We start from the raw sequence: 19,884 nt of genomic DNA on the forward strand, positions 1-19,884 counted from the left end.
ACTGACCGGGATTCCCTCCCGCAACAAGGAGTCGACATGCCTAAGATCAAGACCAGGCGCGCCGCCGCCAAGCGGTTCACCAAGACCGCTTCCGGCAAGTTCAAGCGCCGCAGAAAGAACCTCAGGCACATCCTGACCAAGAAGGATGCGAAGAGGAAGCGCCGCCTCGGCCAGTCCACCGTTGTGGACGGTGCCAACCTGAAGGCCGTGCGCCGTCAACTGCCCAACGGTTAATTGATCTGATATACGCCTGCCGCCAGCGTCCAAGCGGGGCATTCGCCCCCACGCCTGTCCGGTTCGGCATCAGTTCAAGGCCCGAGGATTTCACATAAACCCTTAACCGATCTGCCTCGTCGGGGGAGTCCGTCCGGCCCGGGAGGTAAGCAAAGATGGAGAGATTGACATGCGTGTAAAGCGTGGTCTCGCCGCCAAGCGGCGTCACAAGAAGTATTTGAAGATGGCCAAAGGCTACAAGGGTGCCGGAAGCCGCCTTTACCGTACCGCCCGGGAGCGGGTTGAGAAGGCCCTGTGCCATGCCTACAAGGACCGCAAGCGCAAGAAGCGCGAGTTCCGGAAACTGTGGATCATGCGCATCAACGCCGCCGCCCGTATCAACGGACTGTCCTACAGCCGCCTGATGAACGGGCTCAAGCTGGCCGGTATCGAGCTCAACCGCAAGGTCCTCGCCGACATGGCCGTTCGCGACCCCCAGGTCTTCGCCAAGATCGCCGAGGCGGCCAAAGCCAAGGTCAACTAACCGTGAATGACGCACTCAAGTCCTTCCTGGAAGGACTCGACGGCCTGGCCCAGGATTGCGAATCTCGCAAGGGCCAGGCCTGTTCGTTAAAGGAACTGGAGGAACTCCGCATCGAGTTCCTGGGCCGCAAGGGCAAGCTGGCCAAGGCCATGACCGAGCTCGGCGCGCTGGATAACGCCGACAAGCCCGCGGGCGGCAAGAAAGCCAACGAGGTCAAGCAGCGCATCACCGAGCTGATGGACCAGATGGAGGCCGAACTGACCGCCGCCGAGACCGGCCGCGTCCTGAGCCGGTTCGACCCGACCATGCCCGGCCGTAAGCCCTGGGCCGGTTCGCTCCATCCCGTGACCCTGGTCATGCAGGAGATCACCTCGGTTCTGGCCGGGCTCGGCTTCGAGTACGTGGCAGGGCCCGAGGTGGAGAACGACTGGCACAACTTCGAGGCCCTGAACATCCCGCCCGAGCACCCGGCCCGCGACATGCAGGACACCCTGTACGTCTCGGACAAGATCGTGCTTCGGACCCACACCTCCGGGATGCAGGTCCGCTCCATGCTCAAGAAGCAGCCGCCCATCGCTGTCATCGCGCCGGGCAAGGTCTACCGCCGGGATTCCGACCTGACCCACACCCCCATGTTCCACCAGATCGAGGGGCTGCTCGTGGACAGGAACGTGTCCATGGGCGACCTGCGCGGCACGCTGACCGTGTTCGTGCGCCAGATCTTCGGGGCCGGGACCAACGTCCGGTTCCGCCCGAGCTTCTTCCCCTTCACCGAGCCGTCCGCCGAGGTGGACATCTCCTGCGTGATGTGCGGGGGCAAGGGCCACCAGAAGGACGGCTCCCCCTGCCGCGTCTGCAAGGGCACGGGCTGGGTGGAGATCCTGGGCTGCGGCATGGTGGACCCGAACGTGTTCAAGTGCGTGGGCTACGATCCGGAGCAGTACACCGGGTTCGCCTTCGGCCTGGGCATCGAGCGGGTGGCCATGCTCAAGTACGGCATCGGCGACCTGCGCATGTTCTTCGAAAACGACGTCCGTTTCCTGGAACAGTTCGCCTAGGGGCCCGCGAAGCGGGAAAGGCCCGGCCTTGCGCCGCCTTTCCCCCTGCCCAGTTATTGACTTGAGTTTTTTACGATAAAACAGATCACGTCTCCGCCTTTTCCGAACGCGCGCAGCGCCGCGGACAGGTTCGGGAGGGGAGCGGGGACTGGGTCCGGGGAATGGAAGGGGGCGCGCCCGCTTCACTCCCCGGCCGCCGGAGGCTTTCCATGCTTGTCAGCTTGAACTGGTTGCGCGAGTTCGTCCCCTACGAGGGGGAGGTCCAGGCGCTTGGCGACAAACTCACCATGCTCGGCCTGGAGCTGGACGGCATCGTCGATCCGTTCGCACCGGTGAAGGACGTCGTGGTCGGCCGCGTGGTCGAGTGCGAGGAGCACCCCGAGTCCGACCACCTGCACGTCTGCACCGTGGACGTGGGCGGGCCCGAGACGCTGGGCATCGTCTGCGGCGCGCCCAACGTGGCCAAGGGCCAGACCGTGCCCGTGGCCATGGTCGGCACCACCATGCCCGACGGCCTGGTCATCAAGAAGGCCAAGCTCCGGGGCGTCAAGTCCTGCGGCATGATCTGCTCCGAGCGCGAACTCGGGTTTTCCGAGGACCATGAGGGCATCTGGGTCCTGGGCGACGACCTCAAGGTCGGCGACAAGCTGGTGGACGCCCTGGGCCTCGAGCGCGTGGTCTTCGATTTCGACATCACGCCCAACCGCGCGGACTGCCTGTCCATCCTCGGCTTCGCGCGCGAGACCGCGCTGGCCTTCGACCTGCCCCTGACCCTGCCCCGGCTGAACCTGGTGGAGTCCGGCGGCGACGTCAACGAACAGATCACCATCAGGATCGACGACCCCGAGCTCTGCCCGCTCTACAACGCCCGGATCATCCGCGACGTGACCACGAAAAAGGGCCCGGACTGGATGCGCTTCAAGCTGCTGGCGCTCGGCCAGCGGCCCATCTCCAACATCGTCGACTGCACCAACTACATCATGTTCGAGCTGGGGCAGCCGCTTCATTCCTTCGACTACGACCGCATCGCTGGCAAGACCATCCGCGTGGCACCGGCCAGCGACGGCATGAAGTTCACCACCCTGGACGGCACGGAGCGCACCCTGACCGGCGCGGACCTGCTGATCTGGGACGGCGACAAGCCGGTCGGCCTGGCGGGCGTCATGGGCGGCCTCAACTCCGAGATGTCCGCCGAGGCGAGGAACGTCCTGCTGGAGGCCGCCGTGTTCCGGCCGGGCACCATCCGCAAGACCGCGCGCCGCCTGGCCCTGCCGTCCGACGCCTCCTACCGCTTCGAGCGCGGCGTGGACCAGGTCATGAATCGGTTCTGCATCGACCGGGCGGCCCAGCTCATGTCCGAGACCTCGGGCGGCAAGGTCGTCGCGGGCGTGGCCTCCAACGAGCCGCGTCCCTGGAAGGACCGGGTCCACGGCTACCGCCACGACCGCTGCATGCGCCTGCTCGGCCTGGATCTGGAAAAGGATTTCGCCAAGAGGGTCTTCGAGGGCGAGGGCTGCGCCGTGGACGACACGAACCCGGACAACTGGTCCGTGTCCTCGCCGTCCCACCGGCTGGACCTGGAGCGCGAGGTCGACCTCTATGAGGAAGTGGGCCGGGTCTACGGCCTGGACCGCATCCCGGCCGTGTTGCCCAAGGTGGCCAAGGCCCTGGAAGGGGGCGTGGCCGACTCCGAGTACGGGTTCATCCGCTCCATCAAGCTCTGGGGCGCGGGCGTGGGCCTGAACGAGGCCATCAACTATTCTTTCGTGGGCGACGAGGACCTGGACCGGCTTCAACTGCCGTTTGATGGCCGCGTGCACATCGCCAACCCCCTGAGCGAGGACCAGAACGTCATGCGCACGCACCTGGCTCCGGGGCTGCTCAACACGCTCAAGTACAACATGGCCCACGGCAACGGCCACATCCGCGTCTTCGAGGTGGCCAAGCGGTTCTTCGCCGACGCCGAGTCCGAGACCGAGACCCGCGAGCGCCTCGGCCTGGGCATCCTGCTCTACGGCCCGCGCCACGCCGCCGACTGGCCGTGGGGCGCCGCCGACGTGGACTACCTGGACATCAAGGGCCATGTCGAGCACCTGGTCCGAAACCACCTCAAGCTGTCCGAGCCCGAGTTTGAACTGGCCAAGGACCACGCCTTCCTGGAGCCGTGCGTGGAGGTGCGCATCGACGGCGCGCTGGCGGGCCTGGTGGGCAAGGTCAAGGCCGAGATGGCCGACTTCTATCACGCCCGCAAGGACGTCTGGCTGGCCGAGCTGGACCTGGACGTCCTCAAGGGACTGTCCGAGGCGCACGCCATCCGGTTCGCGCCCCTGCCCGTGTTCCCGCCCAGCCGCCGCGACGTGACGGTCATCGGTCCGGCCACGCTTACGGCCGGGGCCATCCGCAAGGTCATCGAGGGCGCGGGCGTGGACATCCTGGAGTCCGTGGAACTGGTGGCCGAATACGTGCCCGAGGGCAAGCAGGAAGAGCGCAACCTCTCCTTCCGCCTGACCTACCGCTCCGCCACCAAGACCCTCAAGGACAAGCAGGTGGACAAGGAGCACCAGCGGGTGCTGGAAGCCCTGCAAGCCAAGCTCCCCGTGCACTTTTAGCCGGGGTTCCCTGAACGACGAAAAGCCCGCTTCCGAGGAAGCGGGCTTTTTTTTCATGGAGGTGGCGCGGGCGAAATTCGCTACTTCTTGCCCTTGCCCTTGCCGGAACCGGAGCCCTTGCTCTCCTTGCTCCAGGACTTTTCCTCCCTTTTCGAGGACTTCTCCTGCTGGCGCTGCTCCTTGTCCTGCCCGCGCTGCTCCTTGTCCTGCTCGCGCTGGCGCTCCCGCTCTTCCTTCTCCTGCTGGCGCTGCTCCTTGTCCTGTTCCCGTTGGCGTTCGCGTTCTTCCTTCTCACTGGCGCGCTGTTCCTCGTCCTGCTTGCGCTTGCGCTCCCGCTCCTCCTTTTCCTGGGCCCGCTGCTCCTGGGCCTGCTGCTTTTTTTGTTCCTTCGCCTCGGTCTTGTCGTTGGCGGCAAAGGCGCGGATGGCGGAACCGGCCACCACCGGCAAACAGATCAGGGCCTTGAGGGCGAATCGTCTGGTCATCGACATGGGAGAAATCTCCTTGTTGGCAGTTGAGTGGACGCCACTATAGCGCCATGCGTTTCACATTATCATTATAAATACGTTCGCGGGGCGGGAATGGTCACGGACCGGGGTGATATTGTCGAGGAAAAGCGGGGAATCCGGGCTCGTCCGCTCCGGCGGCGCGCGCCCGGCCACCCGCTATTGGCCGCTTGTGCCGAGGGTTTCGTTGTAGTCGCGGCGTTCCTGGGTGCGGGCGTCCTGGCGGTCGTGCCGCTCCTGGCGGTCCTGGTCGCGCCACTCTTGCCGCTGGTCGCGCTGCTCCTGGCGGTCGCCGTCGTCCGGCCGCCGCCACTGCTCGCGCTGCTCCCGGCGTTCCTCGTACTGCCGGGAGGTCTGGTCACCCCACTGCCGGCGGTCCTGCATCCGCTGCTGCTGCAACTGCCGCCACTGTTGCGTGGCCTCGTCCTCCCCGGCCAGTGCGCAAAGGGCGGAACCGGCCGTCAGGGGCAGGCAGAGCAGAACCTTGAGGGCGAAGCGGCGGGTCATGGACATGGCGTGCCTCCTGGTTTCCGGCCGGGCCTGCCGGACGCGGGTTTTGCGCAACCCTAGCATGATCGCCCGTGTTCCGGAAGCGGGGAGGGCGTCGGGCGCCGGGCCGAAAAAAAGGGACCGGCGGAACCGGCCCCCTCGGTATTCGACGTGGCCCGGGCTAGGCCGGGACGACCACCGTGCGGACGGTGCGGACCAGTTCGTCCTCGCCCTTGGCGGCGTAGGTCTCGTACAGGGACATGGCCGTGACCTGGGAGAAGACGTAGTTGCGGAACTGGTTGAAGGGCTTCTTCTTGAGGTCGGCCTGGCTGATGCCGTAGTCGCGCACCGCGACCTTTTCCAGCACCGGGAGGACCCACTGGACCGCGGGCACGGTCAGGACCCAGTCGTGGTCGCCGAGGTGTGTGACGAATCCTTCCTGGCGGCGGGGCAGAGGCAGGGTCTTGCCGTCTTGCGCGAGCAGGCCGCGCTTGACCGGGTCCACGCCCGCGATGACGGCGGCCGCCTGGAGCCAGCCCACCACCTGGGCCTCGTCGGCCGGGGTGCGCGGGTGGTTGTGGGCGCAGGCCTGGGCCACCACGACGTCGGCGGGCAGGCCCCGGACGATGGACTCGGCCACGCTCAGGGTGTGGTGCTCGCCGGTGCCCGCCAGCTTCAGCTCGGTGCGCGACTCGCCGTTCGCGTCCCACTGGAAGACCCACGGCTTGTGCAGGTCGTGCAGAAGCTGGGCGGCCAGGACCACGTCGCGGTCGAGCAGGTAGTCGTAGACCGAGCGGTAGCCGTCGTAAATGGACAGGGAGACGCGGACGTTGAGGTCGGTGTGGGTGGCCAGTCCGCCGGGATAGGCGTGGTGGCTCTGGTAGCCGCTGCCGGGCGCGGAATAGAAGGGCTGCGAGGCCCTGGCCGGATCGGCCGAGGCCGGGAGGAAATCCTTTTCCGCCACGTCCTTGAGCAGCCCCTTGGCGGTCAGTTCCTTGTAGACGGCTTTTTTCTCGGACGCGCCCATGCCCTTCATCAGGGTCGGGGCAGGGTTGTCCAGGATGGCCAGCACCGCGTTGCGGATGCCGGGGTTGCGGATCTGCCCGGCGTTCCGCCGGATGTTTTGCCAGGCGGCGGAGACCGGGGCCGAGGCCTCGGCCATGGCCTGCGGGCTCATCTCCAAGCAGGCGTCCAGGGTGCGGGCGCAGGGGGAGGCGAGGGCCGGGACGGCGTGGGCGGCGGCCACGGCGGCGACGCCCGCCATGGCTCCAAGTTTCAGGAAATCGCGGCGATTGACGGTATCTGAGGACATGTGTTTCTCCTTGGTTGTTGGATAACGATGGGTGCTATCTACTTGAACTGGCAGTGCTTCTGGCGTCGAAGCCGTGTCGCGTCGGCCACGATGGGCGACGAACGGGTGAAGGCGGCGTGACAGGAGGAATGGTAGGTTTTATCGGCTGCCCGGCCCATCCGTCGACGGAGGTGCGGGACGAACCTGCAAATGCCTTGAGGGGGGACCGGCAATTTGCTATCTAAGCGAAATGGAAGATTTACGGGAGTTCAAGCGCTACAAGATCGGACAGGCCGCCCGCGAGGTCGGGGTCAAGACCTACGTGCTGCGCTTCTGGGAAGGGGAGTTCGACGAACTCGAACCCATCCGGACCGACAGCGGCCAGCGGCTCTACACCGAGGAGAACCTGGAAGTCGTCCGTGAGATCAAGCGGCTCCTCTACGACGAGGGGCTGACCATCGAGGGGGCCAAGAAGCGGCTGAACAGCCGGGCCCATGCCGACATCCTCCACGAAATCCGCGACGGGCTCGTCGAAATCAAGCGGCTCCTGCGGCGATAATCCTCAACCGGACCCGAAAGGGACAAGCCATGACCAAAGCGGTGCACATCACCTTGTGGACGGGCGGCATCCTGGCGGCGCTCATCGTCGTCGCCGTCGCCGTGTTCGCGGCCACCTTCGACATCAACGACTACAAGACGCGCATCGCCCAGGTGGTCCGCGACGAGACCGGCCGGACCCTGGACTTCACCGGCGATCTCAAGCTCATGTTCTTTCCCCGCCTGGGCGTGGTGGTCCACGGCGCGACCCTGAGCAACGCGGCCGGGTTCGGCGACGGGCCCATGGCCAGCGTGAAGACGGCCGGGGCCACCTTCCGGCTGCGCCCGCTCCTTTCCGGCGACGTCCAGCTCTCGCGCCTCTACCTGGACGGCCTGACCCTGCGACTGGCCCGCAACGCCGAGGGCGTGACCAACTGGGCCGACCTGGCCGGGGACGACGCCAAGCCCGCGCCGGCCAAGCCCGCGTCCTCCAAGGGGATCGACCTGGACGTGGACGGCGTTACCGTGAAAGATTCCGCCATGAGCTGGGACGACCGCAAGGGCGACGCGTTTCTGGCCGTGAGCGACGTGGCGCTGGAGCTGGGCGCTGTGCGGGCGGGCGGGAGCTTCCCGCTCAAGGGCAGCCTCGTCTTTTCCTCCTCCAATCCCGAGGCGCGGGGCACGATCTCGATCTCGGGCACGGCCTCCCTGGCCCCTCGGGGCGAGTCCCTGACCCTGGCCGGGGCGGACGCCTCGGTCGCGGCCGAGGGCAAGGCCGTGCCGGGCGGCCAGGCCACGGCCCAGGCCAAGGCCGAATCCCTGACCCTGGCCGCGGGGCGGCTTGAGGCCAAGGGGCTGGCCCTTTCGGCCTACGGGGCCACGGTCCATTTCGACGGCTCCGTGGACGGCCTGGCCCAGGGCGTGGAGAAGCTGGTGGGCACGGTCGTGGTGGACCCGTTCGACGGCCGGGCGCTGTGGAAGAATCTGACCGGCCGGGAGCCAGCCACGGCGGACGCCAAGGCTCTGGCCCAGGTGGGAGGCACGGCCGTGGTGGCCTACACGCCCCGGTCTCTGGCCCTCAAGGGGCTCGACCTGACCGTGGACGGCAACGGCCTGCGCGGCGACGCCAAGGTGGCCGGTGACGAGAACGGCGTGTCCTGCTACGTCCGGCTCGATGGCGACACCGTGGACCTGGACCGCTACCTGCCCGCCGTGGAAAAGGCGGAGGGCGGCTCGGCCGGGGCCTCGGCCGGGGACGGACAGGGCCCGAGGATTCTCGATGCGAGGCTGCTGCGGCGGCTGACCGTGGACGCGGAGGCCACCCTGGTCCGGCTGCACGTCATGGGCGTCTGGCTGGACAAGGTCAAGGCCGGGGCCCAGGGCCGGGACGGCCTGATCCGCCTGAACCCGGCCGAGGCGGAGCTCTACGGCGGCCACGTCTCCATGGCAGCAACCGTCAACGCCCTGACCGACCGGCCCCGCACCGACCTGCTCGCTTCCCTGGACAAGGTGGACGTGGGCCGGCTCTCCAAGGACGCGCTGGGCGAGGCGTCCTATGCCGGGAAGCTCGACTTCAAGGGCACCTTCGCCTGCGAGGGCGAGCGGCTCAGGCCCATGCTCGCGTCCATGAACGGCAAGTTCAACCTGGACCTCGCGGACGGCGTGTTCCCCGGCGTGGACCTGCTGGGCATGGCCCGGACCACCCAGGCGAGCGGCAAGCAGGAGGGCACGGTGGTGGCCTCGGCGAGCGACGCCACGCGCTTCGGCTCCATCACGGGCACGGGCGTCATCAAGAACGGCGTGCTGGAGAACCGCGACCTGGACGTCAAGGCGCCGGGGTTGCGCGCGGCCGGGGAGGGCGCGGTTTCGCTGCCCACAGGCGCGATCAATTATCTGGTCAAGGTCAAGCTGGTTGCCTCGTCCCAGGGGCAGGGGGGCAAGTCGGGCAACGACATGCTCGGGATCATGGTGCCGGTGCGCGTCACCGGGACCGTGTCGGACCCGCACTACAGCGTCAGCCTGTCGGAATACGTCAAGGCGCTGGGCGGCGCGGTCATCGGCGTGGCCGGGACCGTGTTCAAGGGCGTCACCGGCGTCATAACCACCGTGGGCAAGACCCTCGTCGGCGCGGAGTCGTCCTCCGGCTCCGGCGGCGAGGCCGAAAACGGCCAAAAGAAAAACGGGTTGCACAACCTGTTCGGGTTATTCTGATGAACATACTCTATCTCTGCACCGGCAACTCCTGCCGCAGCCAGATGGCCGAGGCCTGGACCCACTACCTGCGCCCCGAAATCCACGCCCTCTCCGCCGGGACCGAGCCCAAGGGCATGGACCCCTACGCGGTGCAGGTCATGGAGGAAGAGGACGTTTATCTGATCGGGCAGTATTCCAAGACCGTGGACGAGCTGCCGCCGGGCGTGGAGTTCGACTACGTGGTCACGCTCTGCGCGGGCGCGGCGGAGAACTGTCCATTCGTGCCCGGTCCGGGCAAGCGCGTGCACCGGGGCTTCGACGACCCGCCCGCCCTGGTCAAGGGGATGACGGACAAGGCGGAGATCCTGGCCGTGTACCGCCGGGTGCGCGACGAGATCCGGGCCATGGTCCACGGTCTGCCGGGGAGCCTGGGCTAGCGCCGGTCCACTGCGGTCCGGGCGCGCCCGGTCAGCGCAATTTCACCTTGATGTCCGAGGGGGCGACCGCCATTTTCTTGGGCTTGATGGCCGGGCGGGGCGGCTGCTTCTGCTGCGGCCGCATCTGGGGCTTGCCCTGCGGCTTGGGGGCCTGCCTGGGCGGGGTGTTGGGCTGGACGTCGCCATCGCCGACCAGGGCGTGGAGCTTGGCGAAGGCTCCGGCCAGGGGCTCGTTCTCCTTGACCAACTGGCGCAAGAATCCGTTGATCGGCCCGACCATGGCGATGGCCTTGTCCACCTCGGGGTTGGCCCCGCGCTGGTACGCGCCGATGTTGACCATGTCCTCCACCTTCTTGAACGTCGCCATGCTGCGGAGCAGGGCCCGGCCGTCGGCCTGGGCCTCGTCCGTGGTGATGTCGGACCTGAGTCGGCTGATGGAGCGGAGCACGTCGATGGCCGGGTAGTGGCCCAGGTCCGCCAGCTCGCGGGTGAGGACGATGTGGCCGTCCAGGATGGAGCGGGTCGAGTCGGCGATGGGCTCGGTGAAGTCGTCGCCGTCCACCAGCACGGTGTAGATGCCGGTGATGGAGCCCTTGCGGCTCTTGCCCGCGCGCTCCAGGAGCTGGGGCAGGTGGGCGAAGACGCTCGGGGTGTAGCCGCCGCGCGTGGGCGGCTCGCCCGCGGCCAGGCCGACCTCGCGGCCCGCCATGGCGAAACGGGTCACGGAGTCCATCATCAGGAGGACGTCCTTGCCCTGGTCCCGGAAATGTTCGGCCACGGCCGTGGCCGCGTAGGCCGCGCGCATGCGGATGAGCGGGCTCTTGTCCGAGGTGGCCACCACCAGCACGGAGCGGGCCATGCCCGCGGGGCCGAGGTCGCGCTCCATGAACTCCACCACCTCCCTGCCGCGCTCGCCCACCAGGGCGATGACGTTGATGTCCGCCTTGGTGTAGCGGGCCATCATACCCAGCGTCGTGGACTTGCCCACGCCGGAACCGGCCATGATGCCCACGCGCTGGCCCTTGCCCAGGGTGAGCAGGGCGTTGACCGAGCGGATGCCGACGTCGAGCGGTTCGTTGATGCGCGGGCGCTCCAGGGGGTTGGGCGGCTCGCGGTGCAGGGGCGCGAAGGTGTCGGGGACAAAGGCCCCCTTGCCGTCCAGGGGCTCGCCGAAGGCGTCCACGGCCCGGCCGAGCATGGCCTGGCCCACCGGCATGTGGGGCGGGGTGGCCGCGTTGCGGATGAGCGAGCCGGGGCCGATGCCGCGCATGTCCGAGTAGGGCATGAACAGGCAGGCCCCGTCGCGGAAGCCGACCACCTCGGCTGGGATGGATCGTTTGTCGTCGGGCAGGAGGTAGCAGACCGAGCCGAGGGGGGCCTTGATGCCCCGGCCCTCGGCGATGAGGCCCACGACCTTGGTCACTTTGCCGTAGCTTTGGCAGGGGTCGAGCGATTCGAGCAGTCCGAGACGGGAGGCGTCGGCCATGTCTGTCATGTCATCCCTCGGCGTCGGGCGCGGTGAGCTGTTCCACCAACTGGTCCAGGATGGGCTCCACGCCCTTCCAGCGGGTGGCCACGGTGTTGTCCACCCGGCCCTCCTCGCCCTCCACGACCACGCCGCCCTGGGCGATGGCCGGATCGCCCTTGACGGTCCAGTACTTGAGGGCGGGGGTGCGCTCCTGGATGGAGCCGATGAAGGCGCGCAGGTCCTCGGCATCCTCGGCCGCGCACTTGATGGTCAACTGGCGCTGGGATTCGATGCGTTCCAGGGCCTGGCGCATGAGATTCTCCAGGGAGGCGACGCGCTGCTCGCTCATCTCCACGGCCAGGGTCTTCTTGACGGCCAGGCGGATGAGGGCCATGACGTCGGCGCGGCGCTCTTCAAAGATGGTAGCGCCCTGGGAGCCGATCCGGGTGACGATGTTCTCCACCTCGGCGGACATGGCCAGGGTGTGGGCCTCCACGTCGGCCTGGGCCTGGGCCAGCCCGTCGGCATAGCCCTCGTGGCGGGCCGTGGCGCGCAGGGCCTCGGCCTCCAGCTCGGCCATCATCTTGATCTCCTTGGCCGCCTCGCGGGCCTTGGCCTTGACGCGCTCCAGGTACTCGTCGTTGATGGCGTCGTCCCAGATCAGCTTGCGCTTGCCCTCGATCTCCTGGATGGTCATCTCATCCGGGCCGGGGCTCTGGAGCCCCATCAGGACCTTGCCGGTCAGGTGGCCGGAGTCGTGCTTAGACAAAGACATCGCTGCCGCCTCGGCTGATGACGATCTTGCCCTCGTCCTCCAGACGGCGGACGGTCTTGACGATGTTCTGCTGGGCCGCCTCGACCTCGGAGAGCTTCTTGGGCGGCATGATTTCCAGGTCTTCCTTTATCATGGTGGAGGCGCGCTCGGACAGGTTCTTGAAGAACTTCTCCTTGAGGTCGTCGCTCGCGCCCTTGAGGGCCACGGTGAGGTCCTCGTTGGAGACCTCCTTGAGCAGCTCGCGGATGGCGATGTCGTCCACGCCCTTGATGTCCTCGAACACGAACATGAGGTTGCGGATGTCCTCGGCCATCTGGGCGGACTCCTCCTCGATCTCGGAGAGGACCTCCTCCTCGGTGTTGCGGTCCACGGCGTTGAGGATTTCGGCGACCGCGTTGACGCCGCCGACCTTCTTGCCTTCCTTGCCGCCCATGGCGATGAGCTGGCTCTGCAGGACCTTGTCCACTTCCATGAGCATCTCCTCGGCCACGGCCTCGAGCTTGGCGAGTCGCATGAGCACCTCGGCGCGCACGCCGGCGGGCAGGTGGGAGATGAGGTCCGCGGCCTGGTCCGGGTGCAGGTGGCCCAGGATGAGGGCCAGGGTCTGCGGATGCTCGTTGCGCAGGATCTGGGCCAGGATGCGCGGGCTGACGTTCTCCAGCTCCTGGAACGGCGTGGGGCCGGAGTCCAGGTCCAGGGAATCCATGATGTACTTCGCGGTCTCCGCGTCCAGGGCCTTGGTCAGCATGCGCTTGACCTGTTCCGGGCCGCCCACCAGGAGCTCGGCGCCGTAGGCCAGGGCCTCGTTGTACTCCTTGAGCACCTGGAGGACCTGCTCGCGGGGCACGGAGTCGGTTTCGAGCATGGCCTTGGACACGGCGGCGATCTCGTTGCGCTCCATGCGCTTGAACACTTCCGCCGTGAACTTTTCGCCCAGGGCGAGGAGCACGATGGCGGTTTTCTGCGGTCCGGTGAAGTCGGCCATGGGTCTATGCCTCCTGCGTCAGCCAGCTCTTGAGCAGGTGGACCGCCTGGTCCATGTTGTCGTCCGAGAGCTGAATGGCGTGGTTCTTTGCGTTCTCTATGCGACGGGACATATCCATGGCCTCCTCGTCCATCTCCTCTTCTTCCAGGGCGAGGCGTTCGGCCCCGGGCAGCCCGGCCATCTCCTCGATCTCCTGCTCGGCCACGCGGGGGCGGATCAGGGCCATGACGACCGGCCGCACCACCATGATGAGGAACAGGAAGATCAGGATGCCGTTGAGGAACGGCTTGCCCAGCCTCTGGGCGTATTCAAGCATGGTGCGCATGAGGGAATCGGCGTCGTACAGGGCGGGCTCGCCGAACGAGATGTTGCTCACCTCGATGGTGTCGCCGCGCACGGTGTCATACCCGACCGCGTTGGTGATCAGGTTCTTGATGCGTTCGATCTCCTCGGCCGCGCGGGGCACGTACACCTGCTTGCCGGTGGCCTCGTCGGTGGTCCACGTCCCGTCCACGATAACCGCAACGGACAGCCGTTTCAACTCTCCCACGGGGGCCACGATGTTTTCTTCGGTCTTGTTGATCTCGTAGTTGGTGGTCCGGGACTCGCGGTTGGAGTCCTGGGTGGTCTTGGTGCCGGTGAAGCCGTCGCCGCGGAAGTTGGCGTCGGGCTCGCCGCCCGCCAGGTTGGCCGCGCCGGCCGTGCTTTCCTCGTTGCGGCTTTCGGAACGGACCACCGAGCCGTTGGGATCGAAGGTCTCGGAGCGGATGGTCTTCTGGCTGAAGTCGAGGTCCGCGTTGACGCGGGCGATGACCTTCTCGGGTCCGACGACCGGGCCGAGGAGCTCCATGATGCGGCGCTGGATCTTGTTCTCCATGTTCGCCTTGTATTCGAGCTGGGTGTTGGACAGGGCCAGGCCGGTGGTGTCGTCCTCCGGGGTGTAGAGCGGGCGGCCCTTCATGTCGGTGACGGTGATGTTCTTGGGCGAGAGGCCCTCCACGGCCATGGAAACCAGGTTGACGATGCCCTGGACCTCGGCCGGGGCCAGTTTGCCGTCGTCCTTGAGCTGGAGGACGATGGACGCGCTGGGCGGCATCTGGTCCTCGATGAACAGGGATTTCTGCGGCAGAACCAGGTGGACGCGGGTCTTCACGACCTGCGGAAATTCCGTGATGGTGCGGGCCAGCTCGCCCTGGAGGGCGCGCTGGTAATTGATGTGCTGCACAAAGTCGGTCTGGCCGATCTGGACGTTGTCGAAAATCTCGAACCCGATGCCCTGGCCGTGCAGGTTGCCCTCGCCCGCCACCTTGAGCCTCAGCTCGTAGACGCGGTCGGCCGGGACCTTGATGGTCTTGCCGTTGTCCTCGATGACGTAGTTCTCCTTGGCGGCCTTGAGCATGGCCACGACCTGGGAGGCGTCCTGCGGGTAAAGATTGGTCATCAGAACCTTGTAGTCCGGCCGGTTCATCCAGAAGATCATGAGCCCGAAGGCCACGGACACGGACAGGGCGAGTCCGGCGATGAGGATGCGCTGGGACATGGTCCGGCCGGACCAGAATCCCTGAATCTTGGACCAATATTCATTGACGAACGGCGGCATTTCCTATTCTCCCGCTGATTGGGTGTTTCCCTTGGCTTCCAGTCGGCTGCCTAGAACGGCATCTTCATGAGTTCCTGGTACGCGGTCATGAGCTTGCTGCGCACGGCGCTGGTCATGGACACGGCCAGTCCCGCCTTCTGCAGGCTGATCATCAGTTCGTGGACGTTCTGGCTCTTGCCGGAGGCGAACTCCTCGATCATCCGGTTCTTGTCTTCCTGCATGTCGTTGACGGACTTGAGCGAATCCTTGAGGGTCTCGCCGAAACCTTGGGCCGGGGCCTGGGGCTTCCTGAGCCGCTCGCTGACGGTGTTGTCCACGGAGCGGCGGCGGAGCTCCATGGCGTTCTGGTAGGCGCTGATGGCGACGCTTTTGACAACCATGACGATTTCTCCTTACGGCCTAGGTGGTTCCGATGCGCAGGGCGCGCTGGAACATCTGCTTGCAGGCGCTGATGGTTTCCACGTTGGCCTCGTACCCGCGGGTACAGGTCATCATGTTGGTCATTTCCTCGACCACGTTGATGTCCGGGTAAAAGACGTAGCCCTGGTCGTTGGCGTCGGGGTGGTGCGGCTCGTAGACCTGCTTGAAGGGGCGCTGGTCGGCGGTGACGCCCAGGACCTTGACGCCCTTGAGCTCGCGGTTGAGCTGGTCCTGCATGGCCGAGTCGAAGGGGGAGTATACCGGGGTGGACTCGAAGGAGACCGACTTGCGGCGGTAGGGGCCGCCCTCCAGGGTCTGGGTGGTCCGCATGTTCGCCATGTTCATGGAAATGACGTTGAGCTGGGTGCGCTGGGCCTTGAGCCCGGACGCCCCGATGTCGAGCGCGGTCATGAAGTCCATTACTTGCCTCCTTCCTGAATGGCCTGCCGGATGCCGTCGAAATTCTTTTTGATGACGCTTGCGAGGGCGTCGTACATCAGGCCGTTCTTGGTCATGACGGCCATTTCCTTGTCCAGGTCCACCGAGTCCTCGCCATAGACCGTGCGCGGCTGGAAGGCTTCGATCCCCTCGCCCTTGAAGGAACTGGCGTCGAAGACCACGGGCATGTGCTCCCTGCTGGTGCGGGTCATGCGGCCGCGCTCGTCCAGGTCCAGCGCCTTCTGGAGGTTGTCCTCGAACTCCAGGCTCCGGGCCTTGAAGTCGGGCGTGTTGACGTTGGCGATGTTGCCCATGACGAGATTTTGACGTTGCAGCCGCAGGTCCAGGACCTTCTCCGTCAACTGGATGTGGTGCGCGAAAATGCCCTTCATGCCTTGCTCCTCCTGCCGATCGGCTTTCTGGAATTGACCGGGTGGCAGTTTTTTCCTCCCGGTTCGCGGTGGAGCTAGCAACTAGCGTTCCAATCAAATAACATGGTTAATTATAAGGATAAATGCTATCTGTCCCGCCGGAAGACCGTCGGATATCCGGCCGGCGCGGGCCAAGGCGACGGTGCGCTTATATAGTATTGGGCGGCCGGGGCGGGGCGTCCTCTGGCTGGCGGCAGAATTGTCCGCAATCAATGCGCTGTAAAAAGGTATTATAATTTCAGTGTAGTATGGATCGGCTGTGGAGTGTAGCCAGGAGGAAACAGGGCGGAAACGGTGATTGGCACATGTGTTGCAAAAGCCAAGGCGGGTCAGCAACGGCCCGGCATATTTGGCACCCGGCCTCCCGGGTAAAGGAGACATGGAGGGGAATCATGAGTGGTCATCTGGATTACGAAATCAACAAGGAACTCGGTGAATGCTACCTGTTCATGGGTGAGCTGGACAAGGCCGAAGAGTATTACAAGAAGGCTGTCAGCTCCAATGGCGTGCATCCCGACCCGTACATCGGCCTGGCGACGGTCGCGGTTCAGCGCGGCGACCTGGATGACGCCCTGGTGATGTACCAGAAAGCCCACAAGATCGAGCCGAGCGACAAGAGTCTTTCCGGAATCGCGCTCATCAAGATGGAGAACGGCGAGAAGGAGAATGCCTTCGCCATGTTCGTCGAAGCCATCAGGATGAACCCCGAGAACATGGTCGCCCTGTTCAGCCTTATCAAGCTCGGCCATGAAATGGATCGCGTTGCGGAGATCGTCCCGTTCCTGCGGGACTACCTGGAGATCAACCCCGCCAAGCACGAGGTTCGCTACTCGCTGGCCGGTTGTCTCATCTGCATGGATCAGAAGGACGCGGCCCGGGAACATTTGGAGAAGATTCTCGAAATGTCTCCGGATTTCGAAGCCGCCAAGGAAATGATCGAAGCGATCCGACCCTAACCCACGGTCTCCCCTCCCCGTTGATTTCCCGCCCCGCCGCTTCGGCGGATCGGGGCGGGAAATCAGCCTTCGGCGGATGGAGTCCTTCGGATTCGCTCGCCCCTTCGCCCCGCCTGGCCGGGGTCGGCGACCTCCCCATGCGCCCGCGCCCGACGCGCTCCCCGATACAGGGGCGCGGTATTTGCATTTCCTGACATTACAGGTTGTTGCCATTAGCCTTCGCCCCGCGGGACGGCAGACTTGCCTTTGCCCGCCAAATCTGGCAGAGCCTCTCGAACAAGAGCTTCAAAGAGGGGGGCTTTCATGGAACTTCTACCTGTCAAACGCGCCATCCTGTCCGTGACGGACAAGACCGGCCTGGCCGATTTCGGCCGTTTTCTGGTTGATAAGGGTTGCGAACTGGTTTCCACCGGCGGCACCAAGAAGATGTTGTCCGAGGCGGGGTTGCCCGTGACCTCGGTGAGCGACGTCACCGATTTCCCCGAAATCCTGGGCGGCCGCGTCAAGACGCTGCACCCGAACATCCACGCGGGCATCCTGGCCGACAAGGATGACGAGGCCCACATGGAGACCCTGCGGGACTTCGGCATCGAGCCGTTCGACCTCATCTGCGTCAATCTCTACAACTTCGCCGCCGCCGTGGCCAAGGGGCTGGACCTGAAGGCCGCCGTCGAGCAGATCGACATCGGCGGGCCGACCATGCTCCGCGCCACGGCCAAGAACTTCCACTCCATCTGCGTGGTGCCCGATCCCAAGTACTACGGGCAGGTGCAGGAGGAGATCGAGCAGAACGGCGGCATCTCGCTGGCCTTCCGCAAGGAGATGGCCACGCTGACCTTCAAGCTGACCAGTCAGTACGACGCCATGATCACCAAGTATCTGAGCGAGCACGACGCGTAGCGTCGTGCTGCGCCGGCTGGCGATAGCGGGCCGTCTGCGCCGCTGTCGGGCACGTTTTGATCCTCGACGTAGCGCTGCTACGCCTGCGGTCAAACCGCACCCGTCATCGACACATCCGACCCACTCTCGCCAGCCTTGACGCGGCGATGAAGAACAAAGGCAAGCACCACTGATGGTGCTTGCCTTTTTCCTATAAATCCCCCACGGTTTGAGCCGCAGCTTCGCCATTTTTTTTCTTAACGGTTCGGAATAAAGCGGAATCGTCGGCTGTTCAAAAATGGTGAGATGCAGCCGTAGCCGTTAGGCGAGCGGTCCTCCGCGAGTCTTACGGATAGGGACAGCAGCGATAGGCGCAAGAGGCATTCAAGACCGAAGCGTACTCCCCGTACGCGAGGGTTTGAATTCCTCGCAGCAACGCAGCAGATCGCCGTTTTTCAACAGCCGACAAGGAGTACGTCATAGCACAGAAACCCAAGGGCAACCTGCAAGGTCTCAAGCCCAACCAGATCAAGCGGCTGTCGCGGCTGTACCAGCGCCAGTTCCCGGCCCACGGGAACTACGGGCTGGACCAGGCGCGCGAGCTGGCCGAGCTTTCGGCCGACACCGGGCGGCAGCTCGCCCTGCTGATAGACCGCCAGGGCCGGGTGGAGATGGTCCTGGTGGGCGACAACCGGGCCATCTACATCCCGGAGCTGCCTCGCGCGCGCATGGCCACCGGCCGGTTGCGCGGCCTGCGGCTGCTGCACACCCACCTGGGCGACGAGCCCCTGTCCCAGGAGGACCTCATGGACATGGTCTTCCTGCGCCTGGACTCCGTGACCGCCCTCAACGTGGCCGGGGGCTTTCCGGTCACGGCCCAGGCCGCCCATCTGCTGCCGCCCAACGCCGAGGAGCGGAGCTACGAGATTTTCGACCCGGTCCGCTGGGACCGCATGGAGCTCGATCTCGGCACCATCGTCCAGGCCTTGGAGGACGAGTTCGGCCGCCAGGCCGAGGGCCGGGAGCTGGAGTCGGACGAGAACCGGGCCCTGCTGGTCAGCGTGGACGTGACCCCGAGGCCGGTGCAGGAGCGCTCCCTGGACGAGCTGGCCGAGCTGGCCGACACGGCCGGGCTGTCCGCGGCCGGGACGCTCATCCAGCGCGTCCGCCAGCTCAATCCCAAGACCATCATGGGCAAGGGCAAGCTGGCCGAGCTGGAGGTCCGGGCGCTCCAGGCCAACGCCTCGGTCATCCTCTTCGACCAGGAGCTCTCGCCCACCCAGAGCCGCAATCTGGCCGAGATCACCGAACGCAAGATCCTGGACCGCACCCAGCTCATCCTCGACATTTTCGCCCAGCACGCCACCAGCAGCTCGGGCAAGCTCCAGGTGGAGATGGCCCAGCTCAAGTACGCGCTGCCGCGCCTGGTGGGCAAGAATCGGGCCATGTCCCGGCTCATGGGCGGCATCGGCGGGCGCGGGCCGGGCGAGACCAAGCTCGAAATCGACCGCCGCCGCGCCAACGACCGGCTGACCCGGCTCAAGAAGGAGCTGGACGAGGTCCGCAAGCGGCGCTCCCAGACGCGCGAGCGCCGGGCCAAGGCCGGGCTGCCCATCGTCTCGCTGGTGGGCTACACCAACGCGGGCAAGTCCACCATGCTCAACACCCTGACCCGCTCCGAGGTCCTGGCCGAGGACAAGCTCTTCGCCACCCTGGACCCCACCAGCCGCCGCATCCGCTTCCCGCGCGAGCGGGAGGTGGTCCTGACCGACACCGTGGGCTTCATCCGGCGCTTGCCGCCGGACCTGAAGGAGGCCTTCCGCGCCACGCTGGAGGAGCTGGAGTCGGCGGACCTGCTGGTCCTGGTTTGCGACGTCTCCCACCCGGAAGTGGAGGAGCAGGTGGCGGCCGTGCGGGCGATCCTGGCCGAGATGGACCTGGACGCCATTCCCTCGGTGCTGGCCCTCAACAAGTGGGACCGGCTCGACGCCGAGGCGCGCGAGACCATGGCCCGCGTCTTCCCGGAGGGCATTCCCGCCGTGGCCGTGGACCGCG

At 66.0% G+C, this 19,884-nt stretch carries 20 protein-coding genes; 10 read left to right on the forward strand and 10 right to left on the reverse strand.

The genetic code is table 11. The annotated features are described in order from the left end of the window. The first annotated feature begins 36 nt into the window (after window positions 1-36). The 4 genes from rpmI (at window position 37) to pheT (ending at window position 4,424) form a co-directional block, all read left to right on the forward strand. A complete protein-coding gene (rpmI, locus tag PHP91_RS09460; protein WP_300139898.1) occupies window positions 37-234 on the forward strand; it encodes a 50S ribosomal protein L35 in 198 nt (65 codons plus the stop codon). Between the two features lie 169 nt (window positions 235-403). After that, window positions 404-757, forward strand: coding sequence for a 50S ribosomal protein L20 (gene rplT / locus PHP91_RS09465; protein ID WP_300139900.1), 354 nt, complete (start codon window positions 404-406; stop codon window positions 755-757). A 26-nt stretch (window positions 758-783) separates the two neighbouring features. Beyond that, window positions 784-1,815, forward strand: a complete 1,032-nt coding sequence (gene pheS / locus PHP91_RS09470; RefSeq protein ID WP_300139948.1) for a phenylalanine--tRNA ligase subunit alpha — start codon at window positions 784-786, stop codon at window positions 1,813-1,815. A 209-nt stretch (window positions 1,816-2,024) separates the two neighbouring features. After that, window positions 2,025-4,424, forward strand: a complete 2,400-nt coding sequence (gene pheT, locus PHP91_RS09475; RefSeq protein WP_300139902.1) for a phenylalanine--tRNA ligase subunit beta — start codon at window positions 2,025-2,027, stop codon at window positions 4,422-4,424. 80 nt (window positions 4,425-4,504) lie between these two features. On the opposite strand, the gene PHP91_RS09480 is transcribed toward pheT, so the two are convergent. The 3 genes from PHP91_RS09480 to PHP91_RS09490 all read right to left on the reverse strand — a co-directional run bounded on the left by PHP91_RS09480 (window position 4,505) and on the right by PHP91_RS09490 (window position 6,731). After that, window positions 4,505-4,915 carry a hypothetical protein gene (locus tag PHP91_RS09480; RefSeq protein ID WP_300139904.1) on the reverse strand — a complete coding sequence of 137 codons (411 nt, stop codon included), beginning with the start codon at window positions 4,913-4,915 and terminating at the stop codon, window positions 4,505-4,507. Window positions 4,916-5,089: 174 nt separating this feature from the next. Next, window positions 5,090-5,443, reverse strand: a complete 354-nt coding sequence (locus tag PHP91_RS09485; protein ID WP_300139906.1) for a hypothetical protein — start codon at window positions 5,441-5,443, stop codon at window positions 5,090-5,092. 157 nt (window positions 5,444-5,600) lie between these two features. Then, window positions 5,601-6,731 carry a twin-arginine translocation signal domain-containing protein gene (locus PHP91_RS09490; protein ID WP_300139908.1) on the reverse strand — a complete coding sequence of 377 codons (1,131 nt, stop codon included), beginning with the start codon at window positions 6,729-6,731 and terminating at the stop codon, window positions 5,601-5,603. 229 nt (window positions 6,732-6,960) lie between these two features. On the opposite strand from PHP91_RS09490, the gene PHP91_RS09495 reads away from it, so the two are divergent. Genes PHP91_RS09495 through PHP91_RS09505 form a run of 3 tightly spaced genes read left to right on the forward strand, consistent with a single transcriptional unit; the run spans window position 6,961 to window position 9,877 of the window. Further along, the gene (locus PHP91_RS09495; RefSeq protein WP_300139910.1) at window positions 6,961-7,269 is read left to right on the forward strand and encodes a MerR family transcriptional regulator; all 309 of its coding nucleotides are present in this window, start codon (window positions 6,961-6,963) and stop codon (window positions 7,267-7,269) included. Window positions 7,270-7,298: 29 nt separating this feature from the next. Then, window positions 7,299-9,458 (forward strand): AsmA family protein, encoded by a 2,160-nt coding sequence (locus PHP91_RS09500; RefSeq protein ID WP_300139912.1) that lies wholly within the window; start codon window positions 7,299-7,301, stop codon window positions 9,456-9,458. Beyond that, window positions 9,458-9,877, forward strand: coding sequence for an arsenate reductase ArsC (locus tag PHP91_RS09505; protein WP_300139914.1), 420 nt, complete (start codon window positions 9,458-9,460; stop codon window positions 9,875-9,877). Before PHP91_RS09500 ends, PHP91_RS09505 begins: the two co-directional genes overlap by 1 nt. Window positions 9,878-9,908: 31 nt before the next feature. Here PHP91_RS09505 and PHP91_RS09510 read toward each other — a convergent pair whose 3' ends face one another. From PHP91_RS09510 to flgB, 7 genes are read right to left on the reverse strand one after another with little or no spacing between them, the layout of a single operon-like run. Then, complete coding sequence (locus tag PHP91_RS09510) at window positions 9,909-11,363, reverse strand: FliI/YscN family ATPase (protein WP_300139950.1); 1,455 nt, start codon at window positions 11,361-11,363, stop codon at window positions 9,909-9,911. Between the two features lie 10 nt (window positions 11,364-11,373). Further along, window positions 11,374-12,120: a FliH/SctL family protein gene (locus tag PHP91_RS09515; protein ID WP_300139916.1), complete on the reverse strand. Its 747-nt coding sequence runs from the start codon at window positions 12,118-12,120 to the stop codon at window positions 11,374-11,376. Further along, on the reverse strand, window positions 12,107-13,105 hold the full coding sequence (gene fliG / locus PHP91_RS09520) for a flagellar motor switch protein FliG (RefSeq protein WP_300139917.1): 999 nt from the start codon (window positions 13,103-13,105) through the stop codon (window positions 12,107-12,109). The genes PHP91_RS09515 and fliG overlap by 14 nt, the downstream gene beginning before the upstream one ends. Window positions 13,106-13,109: 4 nt before the next feature. After that, window positions 13,110-14,705 (reverse strand): flagellar basal-body MS-ring/collar protein FliF, encoded by a 1,596-nt coding sequence (gene fliF / locus PHP91_RS09525; RefSeq protein ID WP_300139918.1) that lies wholly within the window; start codon window positions 14,703-14,705, stop codon window positions 13,110-13,112. 50 nt (window positions 14,706-14,755) lie between these two features. Continuing rightward, the gene (fliE, locus tag PHP91_RS09530) at window positions 14,756-15,085 is read right to left on the reverse strand and encodes a flagellar hook-basal body complex protein FliE (RefSeq protein WP_300139920.1); all 330 of its coding nucleotides are present in this window, start codon (window positions 15,083-15,085) and stop codon (window positions 14,756-14,758) included. A gap of 19 nt (window positions 15,086-15,104) precedes the next feature. After that, window positions 15,105-15,545 (reverse strand): flagellar basal body rod protein FlgC, encoded by a 441-nt coding sequence (gene flgC, locus PHP91_RS09535; RefSeq protein ID WP_300139922.1) that lies wholly within the window; start codon window positions 15,543-15,545, stop codon window positions 15,105-15,107. Then, the gene (gene flgB / locus PHP91_RS09540) at window positions 15,545-15,955 is read right to left on the reverse strand and encodes a flagellar basal body rod protein FlgB (RefSeq protein WP_300139924.1); all 411 of its coding nucleotides are present in this window, start codon (window positions 15,953-15,955) and stop codon (window positions 15,545-15,547) included. The genes flgC and flgB overlap by 1 nt, the downstream gene beginning before the upstream one ends. 431 nt (window positions 15,956-16,386) lie before the next feature. On the opposite strand from flgB, the gene PHP91_RS09545 reads away from it, so the two are divergent. From PHP91_RS09545 to hflX, 3 genes are all read left to right on the forward strand, one after another. After that, the gene (locus PHP91_RS09545) at window positions 16,387-16,950 is read left to right on the forward strand and encodes a tetratricopeptide repeat protein (protein ID WP_300139926.1); all 564 of its coding nucleotides are present in this window, start codon (window positions 16,387-16,389) and stop codon (window positions 16,948-16,950) included. Window positions 16,951-17,253: 303 nt separating this feature from the next. Further along, entirely contained in the window at window positions 17,254-17,850 is a 597-nt protein-coding gene (locus PHP91_RS09550; RefSeq protein ID WP_300139928.1) for an IMP cyclohydrolase, read from the forward strand. Between the two features lie 650 nt (window positions 17,851-18,500). Beyond that, window positions 18,501-19,884: GTPase HflX (gene hflX, locus PHP91_RS09555; RefSeq protein ID WP_300139952.1), on the forward strand; the 1,384-nt coding region annotated here is incomplete at its 3' end.

The organism is Pseudodesulfovibrio sp., assembly GCF_028692895.1.
In the GTDB taxonomy this organism is placed as follows: Bacteria; Desulfobacterota; Desulfovibrionia; order Desulfovibrionales; family Desulfovibrionaceae; genus Pseudodesulfovibrio.